10 protein-coding genes are annotated in these 13,458 nt (G+C 47.6%); 6 read left to right on the forward strand and 4 right to left on the reverse strand.

Annotated elements, in window-relative coordinates; translation table 11 throughout:
- Window positions 1-95, forward strand: a 95-nt coding sequence (locus tag ACLHR0_RS26215; RefSeq protein ID WP_436490891.1) for an IS3 family transposase, incomplete at its 5' end; no start/stop codon positions are given.
- Between the two features lie 155 nt (window positions 96-250).
- Here the strand turns inward: ACLHR0_RS26215 and ACLHR0_RS26220 are convergent.
- Window positions 251-2,404, reverse strand: coding sequence for a glycoside hydrolase family 3 N-terminal domain-containing protein (locus tag ACLHR0_RS26220; RefSeq protein ID WP_436490664.1), 2,154 nt, complete (start codon window positions 2,402-2,404; stop codon window positions 251-253).
- A 130-nt stretch (window positions 2,405-2,534) separates the two neighbouring features.
- Between ACLHR0_RS26220 and ACLHR0_RS26225 the strand changes: the two genes are divergently transcribed.
- Window positions 2,535-3,656, forward strand: coding sequence for an aminotransferase class V-fold PLP-dependent enzyme (locus ACLHR0_RS26225; RefSeq protein WP_436490666.1), 1,122 nt, complete (start codon window positions 2,535-2,537; stop codon window positions 3,654-3,656).
- Window positions 3,657-3,867: 211 nt separating this feature from the next.
- Here ACLHR0_RS26225 and ACLHR0_RS26230 read toward each other — a convergent pair whose 3' ends face one another.
- The gene (locus ACLHR0_RS26230; protein ID WP_436490668.1) at window positions 3,868-4,701 is read right to left on the reverse strand and encodes an aldo/keto reductase; all 834 of its coding nucleotides are present in this window, start codon (window positions 4,699-4,701) and stop codon (window positions 3,868-3,870) included.
- 576 nt (window positions 4,702-5,277) lie between these two features.
- Between ACLHR0_RS26230 and fusA the strand changes: the two genes are divergently transcribed.
- Entirely contained in the window at window positions 5,278-7,353 is a 2,076-nt protein-coding gene (gene fusA / locus ACLHR0_RS26235) for an elongation factor G (RefSeq protein WP_436490669.1), read from the forward strand.
- A 55-nt stretch (window positions 7,354-7,408) separates the two neighbouring features.
- On the opposite strand, the gene ACLHR0_RS26240 is transcribed toward fusA, so the two are convergent.
- Window positions 7,409-8,005, reverse strand: a complete 597-nt coding sequence (locus tag ACLHR0_RS26240) for a nuclear transport factor 2 family protein (RefSeq protein ID WP_436490671.1) — start codon at window positions 8,003-8,005, stop codon at window positions 7,409-7,411.
- 67 nt (window positions 8,006-8,072) lie between these two features.
- Window positions 8,073-9,110 (reverse strand): tRNA dihydrouridine synthase DusB, encoded by a 1,038-nt coding sequence (gene dusB, locus ACLHR0_RS26245; protein ID WP_370911420.1) that lies wholly within the window; start codon window positions 9,108-9,110, stop codon window positions 8,073-8,075.
- Between the two features lie 403 nt (window positions 9,111-9,513).
- Here dusB and ACLHR0_RS26250 point away from each other — a divergent pair, with 403 nt between their 5' ends.
- Genes ACLHR0_RS26250 through ACLHR0_RS26260 form a run of 3 tightly spaced genes read left to right on the forward strand, consistent with a single transcriptional unit; the run spans window position 9,514 to window position 13,453 of the window.
- The gene (locus ACLHR0_RS26250; RefSeq protein ID WP_436490673.1) at window positions 9,514-10,902 is read left to right on the forward strand and encodes a mercuric reductase; all 1,389 of its coding nucleotides are present in this window, start codon (window positions 9,514-9,516) and stop codon (window positions 10,900-10,902) included.
- A gap of 34 nt (window positions 10,903-10,936) precedes the next feature.
- Window positions 10,937-11,875, forward strand: coding sequence for an ABC transporter ATP-binding protein (locus ACLHR0_RS26255; protein WP_436490675.1), 939 nt, complete (start codon window positions 10,937-10,939; stop codon window positions 11,873-11,875).
- A gap of 9 nt (window positions 11,876-11,884) precedes the next feature.
- On the forward strand, window positions 11,885-13,453 hold the full coding sequence (locus tag ACLHR0_RS26260) for an ABC transporter permease/substrate-binding protein (protein WP_436490677.1): 1,569 nt from the start codon (window positions 11,885-11,887) through the stop codon (window positions 13,451-13,453).
- Window positions 13,454-13,458: the final 5 nt, after the last annotated feature.

A 13,458-nucleotide genomic window follows, 5' to 3' on the forward strand; every position in this document is an offset into this window, starting at 1 on the left:
ACATTCGAGAATATATAGAATATTATAATAACGATAGAATCAAATTAAAACTAAATGGCTTGAGTCCAATACAATATCGAACTCAAGCCGCCTAATCAAAAAAGTCTAAACTTTGGGGAGCAGTACATATTTTCGCTTTTATCTCCCTTAATTATTATTAAAAAATCAAAGAAATCTAAAAAAAATCCAAAAGTAAAAATCCAGGTAATCAGTAAAATCAGCGTAATCCTGAGCCAAGACAACATCCGCGTTATCTTACGCGGAACTGCTGCGACAACACGAAGTTGTCTGAACTCTTTCCTATATTGATCGTATACGTGCCTTTGTATAGCTTCCACGCGTGTTGCTGCAAATCCCATTTCTGCAACTCTGCTGCTGGCAGTGCCAATTCTACGATTTCTTCTCCGCCTTTGTTTACACGAACACGTTTAAATGCTTTCAATTCCTTCACCGGCATGCGTTCCATATCCGGATAGGTGATGTAGGCCTGTACTACTTCGTCGCCATCAAAGGCGCCGGTATTTTTAACGGCTACGGATACACGGATAGTGTCTTTGCTGCGGTATTCTTTTGCGGGCGTTGCGTGCCAGGCATAATCAAATTTCGTATAGCTGAGGCCGTAGCCAAAAGGATATGCTGATTTACCTTTAAAATAACGGTAAGTACGGTTCTTCATGCTGTAGTCCTTATAGTCGGGCAAGTCCTGCAGGGATTGATAAAATGTAACAGGCAACCGCCCTGCGGGCGAATATTTTCCAAAGATGATATCTGCGAGGGCATTACCACCCTGTTCTCCCGGGTACCACGCCAGGATCACTGCATCTGCATAGGGAGCAATGGCAGATACGTCTACTGCACTGCCGGCAGTAATTACCGCAATGATGGGCTTCTTATGCGCTTCCCTTAATTTTTTCATGAACAGAATCTGGGAGCGGGGCAGGCTCAGCGTATTTTTATCGCCGCCGGACGAGGACAGGAAAGCGTCACCTTCTTCTCCTTCCAGCAGAGGCGTTAAGCCGATCACCGCTACCGTTACATCGCAGTTCTGCGAAGCCCAGATACCACCAAAATGCAGGGTATCTGTAAAGTCGCATCCCTGGTCGTATTGCATGGCCATACCCGGACCTGCAGCCCTGGCCAGGCCAGCGGCAAAAGTGACCATGTTACCCGATACACCATGATAGTTGCCCATCAGTGCTTCCAATGATGCGGAATTGGAGCCGGTCACCAGCATGGAAGCATATTTATCCGGACTTAAGGGTAATACACCGTCATTTTTAAGCAATACCATGCTTTCCCTGGCCGCTTCACGGGCCAGTTGGGCGTGATAGCCGTTATTTACACTATCTGCGCCATATCCGTTATAAGGACTTTCCGCGGGCGCATCCAGTAATCCCAGCTTTATGCGCGTACGCAGTGTGGCACTCAGGGCACTGTCTACATTCGCGCTGGTTAACCAGCCCTTATCAATGGCTTTCATCACATCGTCCTGTAAAATATTGGCGCAATCGAGATTTACGCCTGCTTTCACGGCGGCTGCCGCCACTTCCTCGCGGGTGGGAATGGCTTTATGACGCAGCCAGATATCGTCCAGTGCCCAGCAATCGGTAACAACCTGTCCGCCAAATTTCCATTCATGCCGCAGGATATCCTGTAACAACGTATTACCGGTGCAGCAAGGCTCGTTATTTACGCGGTTATAAGCGCACATGATCGATTCTACTTTGCCGTCCACCAGTTTTTTAAACGCATAGAGATAGGTTTCCCGCAGGTCTTTTTCGTCGATGATGGCATTAAAGCTATGCCGGTCGGCTTCCGGTCCGCTATGAACGGCGAAATGTTTGGCACAGGCCGCCGTTTTCAGCATGCCGGGCACATCTCCCTGTAATCCCTGCACAAAGGCGCCCGCCATGGTAGCAGTGAGATAAGGATCTTCTCCATATGTTTCCTGACCGCGGCCCCAGCGGGGATCACGGAAGATATTGATGTTAGGCGTCCAGAAATTAAGCCCCATATATTGCACATGCCGGTGTTGCTGCACGGCCAGGTTATACTTAGCACGGGCTTCTGTAGAAATGGTACTGGCTACTTCCTTTGCCAGTGGCGCATTAAAGGTAGCCGACAACCCTATCGCCTGCGGAAATACGGTAGCTTCTCCACCCCTGGCAATACCGTGCAACGCCTCATTCCACCAGTTATACGCGGGGATTTGCAACCGGTCTATCGCCGGGCTGTTATATCCCAGCAACGATATCTTTTCAGACAAGGTAAGGGTATGCAGCAGGTCGTTCACCCGGTCATTCAACGGCGCATCCGCCCGTTTGAACAATGCCGGCTGCTGTGCAACTGCGTTTGATGTAAATAAAAGTAAAGAACCAAAAATGAAAAACTGTTTTCTCCACATGCTAAACCTGATTTTTTTCTATAAGATGATCCACCTCTGCGCAAGTTATCATATAAAAAACATAATCGCATGCCGCCACGCCACCAATGGTTTATTTTGTTTATTATCGTGAAGAAATTAATAAAATAGTATGACTAAATGGGAGAATATCAGGGCCGATTACCCGGTATGCGATAACTGTACTTATTTTTTTACCAACGGCGGCGGCCCGGTAAGTACCCCCTTTGTACAAAAGGCGACAGCGCTTTTCACGGAACTCAGTGAAAAAGGCCGCGGGGTAATGCCCGGCTGGGATCACCAGGCCGACGAAGCCAAAGGCCTCATCGGTGAAATGATCCGCGCAAAGGCCAGTGAAATTGCTTTCATCACCAGTACCTCACAGGCCATGATCCTCCTGTACGGGATGTTTCCAAAACACTATGAAATCATCACCATGCGGGATGAATTTCCCAGCAGCTTTGTGGGCTGGATGCATAACGGTCATACCGTTCATTTAGTAGACAGTGATGACCGTAACCAGATCTCCATAGCAGATATTGCGGCTAAAATCACACCGGACACCCGTATCCTCATCACCAGCCACGTGATGTTCAGAACCGGCTTCCGTCAACACCTGAAAGCCATCGGCGAACTATGCAAACAGCATCAGCTGATCCACATTGTAGACGCCACGCAATCATTCGGCGTAAACGATATTGATGTACAGGAATGTAATATCGATATCCTCATCTTTCACGCGTACAAATGGGTAACTGCCGGCTATGGCACCGGCGCTATGTATGTATCACGGAAAATACTGGATCAATACCCGCCGCAGGTGATGAGCTGGTATAATGTAGAGTATGAAATAGCAGATTTCCAGTCGGTAAAGGACTACACGAACTTCACTCCTAAAAAAACCGCCACCGCATTTGAACCCGGCACGCCGCCGTTTGTAAATATATTACTATTGGGAGAAGCACTAAAATGCCTTCATCGTATAGGCATTAGTGATATAGAGGCGTATGTCGGAGAGTTAATTACCTACCTGGCGCAACAGGCTTCGGCACACGGTATCCGGCTGCTGTCTGACTATCCGCCGGAACACCTTTCTGCCATACAACTGCTGGAAATTACGCCGGCGCAAAATGAAAAAGTTGAAAAGAATAATATCCAGGCGCGATATAAAAATAACATCCTGACGGTAGCCCTTAACTTCTACAACAACAAAGCCGATATCGACAAATTATTTGCCGCGCTGGCCGGGGCTTAGAGCGAGTTTTGTCTTGGCTCAGGATTACGCTGATTATACTGATTACCTGGATTTTTACTTTTGGATTTTTTTGATTTTTTTAAGATATAACTAAGGGAGATAACAGCGAATATATCCGCTTCTATCTCCCTTAATCCTTTATAAAATCCAAAAGTAAAAATCCAGGTAATCAGTATAATCAGCGTAATCCTGAGCCAGGACAATTTCCGCGTTAGAAATTGAAATTATCCGGGTCCGGTCCTACCCTTTCGCCACGGTCCAGTGCATCAATCTTCAGCACATCTTCTTTACTGATCTCGAAATTGAACAGCTGCGCGTTGGAAATCACCCTGTCCTGGCGGATGCTTTTAGGAATGGTTACCACATCCTTTTGCAGGTCCCATCTTAATACCAATTGTGCTACCGACACTTTATATTTCTCCGCGAGTTCTTTCAGCAATGGCACGTCAAATGCTTTACCCTGCATCAATGGGCTCCAGGCTTCAAACTGCACGTTGTTTTTCTGACAGAAATCCAGCAGGGACGGCTGTACCAGGTAAGGATGAAATTCCAGCTGGTCTACCATAGGTATTACCTTTGCGCTTTGGAAGAGATCTTCCAGTTGGTGTTGCAGGAAATTACTGACGCCAATGGCTTTTACGCGGCCATCTGCATATAGCTTTTCCAGTGCACGCCAGGTTTCCTTATACTTACCTTTCACCGGCCAGTGTATCAGGTACAGATCAAGATAGTCTGTTTTCAGTTTTCCAAGGGAGGTATCAAATGCTTTCAGGGTACTGTCGTAGCCCTGATCCGCATTCCATACTTTTGTGGTCAGGAAGATATCCTTTCTATCGGTGGCATTTTTTTCAATGGCAATACCCACTCCTTCTTCATTACCATAAATAGCAGCAGTATCTATATGCCGGTAGCCGGCATCCAGTGCATAAGTCACTGAATCGATCACTTCCTGTCCTTCCTTTGTTTTAAAAACACCCAATCCGAAATAAGGCATCTGTACGCCATTCGATAATTGTACCGTACCGTTAATGTCTGTAATATTCATATAATGAAGATTTTATTTTACTGGTTAAATGCCGGGAAGCCGGTGAGGCAAAATTACGACGAAACAACATCGGGCCACCAGTATATATGAGAGATATTTTTGTACAATTAAGAGAAAAAGGACCTGCTGGCGCTCTTCCCTCAGATTAGTTTTTTCAATAAAAACCACCTATCTTTGCGGTGCAATTTTAAAAGTATATGAACAACTATCTCACATATCAGGCATGCAGTTACGCAACTACCGTTATCAGAGCGGTAATTGCAAGTACCCGCATTGTCTTAATTCAAGACGGGGAGGCAAATCCATCCCGGATATGAGAGGTTAATATATAACTCCTGAAATCTTTTTCAAGGGCCTCTTCATCCGAAGAGGCTTTTTTATTTGCTTCCCCCAATATCTTCAACAGTTTCTTTAGCAAAGAATAATTCAACATGAACACCAACAGGAAATTTATTATTAAAGCATCAATGTCATTTACGCGGCTGGTCCGGTAATGCAGACTTCCTGTTGCATAAAGCAAAGGCCGCTCATTACCAGATGAACGGCCTTTTTTAATTCCTTTTTAAATAAGAATATATGAAACGCTTAGCGGATTTTAGAAATATAGGTATCATGGCACATGTCGATGCAGGTAAAACAACGCTCACTGAACGCATGCTTTACTTCACCGGCTTCACACATAAACTTGGCAACGTAGACGAAGGCAACACTGTGATGGATAGTGATCCACAGGAAGAAAAGAGAGGTATTACCATTTCTTCCGCAGCGATCACCACCTATTGGCAATACCAGGATCATACCTGGCAGATCAATATTATTGATACGCCCGGCCACGTCGACTTCACCGCTGAAGTGGAACGGTCCTTACGGGTGCTGGATGGCGCCGTAGCCGTGTTCTGCGCCCGCTCCGGTGTGCAGCCACAGTCGGAAACAGTATGGCATCAGGCGAATCATTATAATATTCCCCGCATTGCGTTCATCAATAAAATGGACAGGCAGGGCGCCGATTTCCGGCGCGTAGTAAGCGATATACGCCAACGGCTAAACGCCAATGCGCTGCCCGTACAGCTACCCATTGGTGCGGAAGATGACTTCTCCGGGGTAATAGACCTTATCACCATGAAAGCGCTCGTATGGAACACCGCAGACGGTAAAACATATGAAACGCTGGATATCCCGTCGGCCCTGCTGAACGAAGCGCTGGAAGCACGTAATTATTTACTGGAAGAATTATCCCTGCTGGATGAATCTTTACTGAATAAATATACCACTGTTCCCAACAGTATCCTTCCGGAAGATATTTACGCCGCACTGCGCGGCGCTACCATCCGCCTGGAAGCGGTACCCGTATTGGCCGGTGCCGCTTATAAAAACAAAGGTATACAACCCCTGCTCGATGCAGTGGCTACCTACCTCCCTGCTCCGTCAGACATCGGCGATGTAAAAGCCGCCGATCCAGAAACGGAAGCAACGGTGATGATCCCGGTTAGTGAAAACACGCCGCTCGCTGCCCTTGCGTTTAAGATCATAACAGACGATTACGTAGGGAAGTTAACGTTAGTGCGGGTATATGCAGGCGTATTACACAGTGGCGATACACTCTGGAACAGTCGCACCGGCCGCAAGGTCAGGATCAGCCGCCTCATGCGTATCATGTCCGATAAATATGAAACAGTGGAAGAAATAGGCGCCGGCGATATCGGTGCGGTAGTAGGACTGAAAGATGTAAAAACAGGCGACTCCCTTTCGCATCCGGATCACCCGGTATTGCTGGAAAAAATCAGCTTCCCGGAACCCATGATCGGCTATGCGATTGAGGCGAAATCTGCCAAGGACAACGACAAACTCGGCGATGCCTTAAACAGGTTGCTGGAAGAAGATCCTACGCTCACCGTAACAGTGGATAACGCTACCGGCCAAACGATTTTGAAAGGCATGGGCGAACTTCACCTGGAAGTAGTGCTGGAAAAGCTGGCAACGCAATATCATCTCGACATCAACAAAGGACAACCGCAGATTGCGTATAAAGAAATATTTACGCAGGCCATTACCCATCGTGAAGTGTATAAGAAACAAAATGGTGGCTCCGGCAACTTTGCGGACATCCAGTTTGAACTATCACCCGGCGATGAACAGGCAACCGGGCTGGAATTTATCAACGAAATCAAAGGCGGTGCTATTCCAAAAGAATTCATTCCTGCGATCAGTAAAGGGTTCGAGTCCGCCATGAACAATGGCGCCCTGGCGGGCTACCCGGTGAAGTCCATGCGCGTGCGATTGCTGGATGGTTCCATCCATAACAACGACTCCCACGCCCTGGATTTTGAACATGCAGCCATCACCGGTTTCAAAAGCGTAGCTGCCAAAGCAGTTCCCCGCTTGTTGGAACCCTGGATGAAAGTAGAAGTAACCATGCCGGAAGAATTTACCGGTACCCTCACAGGCGATCTGAACAGACGCCGCGGTGTGATCAAACAAATGGAGATGAATGGAGCCGTGCAAACCATCACCGCTATGGTGCCGTTGTCCGAATTATTCGGTTATATAACGGTACTGCGTACACTCTCTTCGGGAAGGGCCGCGGCATCGCTGACATTCGACAGCTACCAGACCGTTCCTGGTAATATTACCAGCCATCTGCTGGTGAAATAAATGAAAATGGTGAAGGACAATCCTTCACCATTATTTTATGCGAGAAAACCATTTCCTATTGCAACACCTCACGATCGCTGTGAACATCCTGGTAAAATTTCTTTACCAGCCGGCTATCTGGCAGGGAGTTTAACACAGCGATAAACCATTTGCCGTCTTTCTTCACCACCTTGCCCTTATAATAACCGACCGACATCAACTGGATCTGCCCGGTGGTAAGGTCTGTCCAGAGGTTACTGGCATACATCGTTACCCGCACCGTATCATTTGTGCCGGGATAAAACTGCATATTGGAGATAAGGTGCCTCGACTGGTAATGCGTATTCCGGATACTCAGCACCAGGGAATCCATTTTAGCGGTCCAGTTTTGTTTTCCTTTTAGCTTTACCCCATCAATTTCCCCGCGGATGTTATCATCCATAAACTCCACACATTTATCCAGGTGACCGTTGTCGAAATGCTCACAGAAGCCATAAATCACTTTTTCAATCTGTTGTTGTTCCCGGTATCCCAGGTCGCGGATATGGCCAACGTCCGGGGTAACGGCAGCGGTGCTGTCGGCGGTAATTTTTTCTTCGGGAGATGTGTGGCAGGAAAAGAGGCCTATGGTGCTAAGAACAAGCGCAGTGGCAAACGGGAAAAATCTGGACATCTGATAAATTTTATGATATAACAAAACAAACGCATAATTAGTTTTATTATATCATAAAATTTTCGGTCTATAACGGACACTTCTGGTGATAATCAATTAATTCAATCGGCGTGTTGGCCAGTTCAATGCCTTTATAATAGGCTTCAATCTCATCTAATACGGCTTCCACTTCTTCCACGGTTTTCATGGTCACCAGCCGGGTGCGGAACTGTTTGATATCAGGTAACCCTTTCAGGTAATTGGCGTAGCAGCCGCGCATTTCGTTGATTCCCTGCACAGGGCCTTTCCATTCCACCGACAGGCGGAGGTGTTTCTTACTTACGGCAATACGTTCTTCCAGGGTGGGGCCAGCCATAATCTCGCCGGTATTCACATAATGTTTGATCTCCCGGAACAACCATGGATAGCCAATTACTGCACGGCCGATCATAATACCATCTACGCCGTAACGGTTTTTATATTCCAGCGCTTTCTGCGGGCTATTAATATCTCCATTACCAAAAATAGGAATATGTATACGGGGGTTATTTTTTACTTTACCGATGAGGGTCCAGTCGGCTTCGCCCTTATACATCTGGCAACGGGTACGGCCGTGGATAGCCAGGGCTTTGATGCCCACGTCCTGCAGCCGCTCTGCTACCTCTTCAATATTCTTTGAGTCGTCGTCCCATCCCAGCCGGGTTTTCACCGTAACAGGCAGCTTAGTGGCCTTTACGCAGGCTTCAGTGAGCCGTACCATCAGGTCCAGGTCCTTTAGTACACCGGCGCCGGCGCCTCTTCCGGCTACCTTCTTCACCGGACACCCAAAATTGATATCCAGCAGATCCGGGTTGGTAACATCCACGATCCTGGCAGCCATCGCCAGGCTATCCTCATCCCCGCCAAAGATCTGTATCCCCACCGGGCGTTCATATTCAAAAATATCGAGCTTCTTCCTGCACTTCATAGCATCACGGATCAACCCTTCACTGGAAATAAATTCCGTGTACATCAGGTCAGCGCCCGCATCCTTGCACACCGCCCGGAAAGGAGGATCACTCACATCCTCCATAGGAGCCAGCAGCAAAGGAAAATCAGGAAGCGTTATGTTATCAATCTTTACCAAAATCTATATCTTTTTGCAGAAGCCGCAAAGATAAAGAATTATTACGCGGATTTTGTCTTTCTCGCTGATTACGCTGATTATACTGATTACTTTGATTTGATCACTTTGGATTTTAAAGGATTTTGGGGAGATATAAGCGATATATTCCGCTTCTATCTCCCGAAATCCTTTAAAATCCCCAAATAAAATCCAGGTAATCAGTATAATCAGCGTAATCAGCGAGAAAGACAAACTCCGCTTTTCCGCTTCTATCTCCCAAATCCTTTAAAATCCAAAGTGATCAAATCAAAGTAATCAGTATAATCAACGTAATCAGCGAGAAAGACAACATCCGCTTTAATTCGCTAAATTTACTTACTTTTCGTTGGTATAATCTTTGGCCCCGCATCCTAAATCTTTCCGTATGCAAAAATTTGACGCCATAGTAATCGGATCAGGTCAGGGGGGAAATCCGCTGGCAAAAAAAATGGAAGAAAAAGGCTGGAAAACCGCGCTCATTGAACAACGCTATCTCGGTGGCACCTGCATCAACGATGGCTGCACACCTACCAAAGCAATGATCGCCTGCGCAAAAGTAGCACATACCGTTTTTCATAGTAAAGACTGGGGCATTCACAGCCACGGATTCATGGTGGATCTGCCGTTTATTGTAGCGCGGAAAAACAATATCGTAACGGAATTCCGCGGAGGAACAGCCAAAGGATTACAATCAGATAATGTAAACATCTTCATGGGAACAGCCGCCTTCACCGGGCATAAAACAATTACGGTGACCGGCTACAAAGGAGAAGAAGATATACTAACTGCCGATCACATTTTCATCAATACCGGCACCAAGCCGTTTATTCCCCCTATACCGGGCCTGGCTGAGGTACCCTATCTTACCTCCACCACCCTGCTCGATGAAGTAACGGTTCCGAAAGAACTGATCATTCTCGGCGGCAGCTACATCGCCCTGGAAATGGGACAACTCTATCAGCGTTTAGGCAGTCACGTTACTATAATAGAATCCGCTTCTCAACTGGTATCAAAAGAAGATGCCGACGTGGCGGCGGTAATAAAAAAAATGCTGGAATCGGAAAACATGCAGATCCATACCGGTACACAGGTAACGCACGTATCCCTCAATGGGAAAAGGATCAGCATAGACATTACCACCGGTAATGATAAAGATACTATAACGGGCACGCATATACTGATTGCAACCGGGCGCACGCCACAAACCGCGGCACTGCAGCTCCAACAAACAAATGTACTTACAGATGAAAAAGGGTTTATACAGGTAAACGACCGCCTGGAAACTTCCCAACCGGGCATCTATGCCCTCGGCGATGTAAAGGGAGGCCCTGCATTTACACATATCTCCTACAACGATCATCTCATTATTTATAAGAACATTTTTGAAAATGCAAACATCAGTATAAAAGACCGGCAGATACCTTACTGTATGTTCACCGACCCGCAACTGGGACGTATCGGCATCACTGAAAATGAAGCGCGGAAAGAAGGTATCCCGTTTAAAACAGCATGCCTGAGTATGGACAAAGTTGCCAGGGCCATAGAAACGGGGCAAACAAGAGGTTTTATGAAAGCACTGGTACATGAACACACCGGTAAAATCCTGGGAGCCGCTGTAATAGGCACCGAAGGCGGCGAAATCATGTCCATCCTGCAGATGGCCATGCTGGGCGGTGTCACTGCCACGCAGATACGTGAAATGGTGTTTGCCCATCCGCTCTATGCAGAATCATTAAACAATCTCTTTATGACCCTGGAGAAACCTGCTCCATAATGAGCAATTTTTTCCACAATCTGATATATACCGAATGATCAAACTGTCGAATGTTTCCAAATATTTTGGTCCTGGAAAGAAAGCAGTCGATGATATTTCCTTTGAAGTAAAGGAAGGGGAAACACTGGTACTGCTGGGCACCAGCGGCTGCGGCAAAACCACTACCCTCCGCATGATCAACCGCTTACTGGAAGCCGACAGCGGCCAGATATTTATTAACGGGAAAGAAATACAGGAGCTGTCTCCTGAAATACTCCGGCGTAACATCGGCTATGTATTACAGAACACCGGGTTGTTCCCGCATTACACCGTGAGCGACAACATCGGCCTCGTACCCTCCCTGCTGAAGTGGGATAAAAAACGTATTCACGATCGCACCACCACGCTGATGGATAAACTCCGTTTACCTGCCGCCACCTACGCGGAAGTATATCCGCAGCAGCTCAGTGGCGGACAACAACAACGTGTTGGCCTGGCCCGCGCACTGGCGGCAGATCCGCCGGTACTCCTCATGGATGAACCCTTTGGCGCACTGGATCCGCTTACACGCATCAGTGTCCGGAAGGAATTTAAATCGCTCGATGAGATCAGCCACAGAACCATTATCCTGGTAACACATGATGTGGAGGAAGCCTTTGAACTGGGCCACCGGATCTGTCTCATGAACGAAGGACGTATCCAGCAACTCGGCACACCTGCGGAACTGATCTTCCATCCGGCCAACGATTTTGTAAGGTCATTCCTCGATCCGCAGCGACTGCAGCTGGAGCTGAAGTCCCTGCAGATAAAAGACCTGTGGCAATGGTTGCCATCTTCCACTGCTGCTGCAAACGGGCAATTAACCGCCTCCAGCACCTGCTGGGACGCCCTGGAAGCCATTACGCAACAGCCGGTAGCCGTAACATACGAACAGGAACAAAAAATAATTGACGGGAATGGACTTATGGCGGCAATAGCTGCCTACAAAAATTAACGCAACGGCATGGAAGCAACCGAAACCTTATTTGAATTTGTACAACAACAATCCGGTAAACTGCTGGAGCAAACCCTCACGCACACCGGGCTTACCTTTATATCTGTGCTGCTGGCCGTAGCCATAGGCGTACCCGCCGGCATTTTCATCACCCGTAAAAAAAGACTGGCAGCACCTGTGCTGGGCTTCGCCGGCGTAATGCAAACCATTCCAAGCATCGCCCTGCTGGGGTTCATGATCCCGCTGCTGGGCATTGGCCCCAAACCCGCTATAGTAGCCCTGTTTCTTTATGCACTGCTTCCCATTATCCGTAATACCTACACCGGTATCAGCGGCGTAGATCCCAATGTAACAGAAGCAGCTACCGGTATGGGAATGAGCCGCAGGCAAATGCTGATGAAAGTACAATTGCCACTGGCCATGCCCGTTATACTGGCCGGTATCCGCACCGCAACAGTGATCAATGTAGGCGTAGCCACCCTGGCTGCCTACATCGCCGCAGGCGGACTCGGGGAATTTATCTTCGGCGGCATCGCACTCAACAACACCAATATGATGCTGGCGGGAGCCATACCCGCAGCTTTACTGGCATTGCTGTTCGACTGGCTCCTGTCGCTGCTCCAGCACATCAATATCCGGAAAGCCCGTAAAACATTATACGCACTGCCTTTTATCTTCCTGCTTCTCTCCTCTTTCTATCTTTTGCCCGATACCTACAGCGGTAAAATGCTGGCCGGATTCACCCCCGAATTTATGGGCAGAAAAGACGGTAACCTCGGGCTAAAATCCGTATACGGCCTGCATATCCGTACCCTCGTCATCAGCGACATGATCATGTATAAAGCCGCCTACGAAAAAAAGCTGGACGTTATAAGCGGAAGCAGCACAGACGGCAGGGTAAAGGCTTTTGACCTGGTTGTACTGGAAGATGATAAACATATTTTTCCGCCCTATTATGCAGCCCCTATTGTACGGGAAGAAACCCTGCAACAATACCCGGAACTGGAACCGGCACTCAACCTGCTGGTTGGTACAATTAATGATAGTATCATGACGGAATTGAACTACCGGGTGGACTATCTTAAACAAAATCCGGAAAAGGTGGCAAAGGATTTTCTTGTTGCCAGGCAACTCTGGAAACCAGCCGGCAACGGCGCTAAAGGCACTATCCGCATCGGCTCGAAAATTTTTGGCGACGGTTATATCCTCGCCGCCATGTACAAGATGCTGATCGAAGGTCATACCGGTCTTGCTGCAGTCACCAAAACAGGACTCGGCGGTACAAAGATTGTGTTCGACGCATTGGTAAACGACCAGATAGATATGTACCCGGAATACACCGGCACCGGTTTGCTCGTATTACTCCAGGCGCCGCAACAGGTCACAGACAGCATTATCGGCGACAGCCAGAAAGTTTACGACTATGTAAGCGCAGCATTTGAAAAACAATATCGTATCAAATGGCTGCAACCCATCGGATTTAATAATACCTACGCATTAATGATGCAGAGAGCCGCAGCAAAAGAACGGCACATCCGCAGCATTTCTGATTTTACAAAATATGTGAATCAACAGTAAGCACC

This window comes from Chitinophaga sp. ARDCPP14 (assembly GCF_051362515.1).
Taxonomy (GTDB): domain Bacteria; phylum Bacteroidota; class Bacteroidia; order Chitinophagales; family Chitinophagaceae; genus Chitinophaga.

Excerpts from the sequence above, each read along its gene's own strand:
- fusA (WP_436490669.1), top strand. The coding sequence starts at position 5,278 with ATGAAACGCTTAGCGGATTTTAGAAATATAGGTATCATGGCACATGTC.
- ACLHR0_RS26260 (WP_436490677.1), top strand. The coding sequence starts at position 11,885 with ATGGAAGCAACCGAAACCTTATTTGAATTTGTACAACAACAATCCGGT.
- ACLHR0_RS26250 (WP_436490673.1), top strand. The coding sequence starts at position 9,514 with ATGCAAAAATTTGACGCCATAGTAATCGGATCAGGTCAGGGGGGAAAT.
- ACLHR0_RS26225 (WP_436490666.1), top strand. The coding sequence starts at position 2,535 with ATGACTAAATGGGAGAATATCAGGGCCGATTACCCGGTATGCGATAAC.
- ACLHR0_RS26230 (WP_436490668.1), bottom strand. The coding sequence starts at position 4,701 with ATGAATATTACAGACATTAACGGTACGGTACAATTATCGAATGGCGTA.
- ACLHR0_RS26255 (WP_436490675.1), top strand. The coding sequence starts at position 10,937 with ATGATCAAACTGTCGAATGTTTCCAAATATTTTGGTCCTGGAAAGAAA.
- ACLHR0_RS26240 (WP_436490671.1), bottom strand. The coding sequence starts at position 8,005 with ATGTCCAGATTTTTCCCGTTTGCCACTGCGCTTGTTCTTAGCACCATA.
- ACLHR0_RS26220 (WP_436490664.1), bottom strand. The coding sequence starts at position 2,404 with ATGTGGAGAAAACAGTTTTTCATTTTTGGTTCTTTACTTTTATTTACA.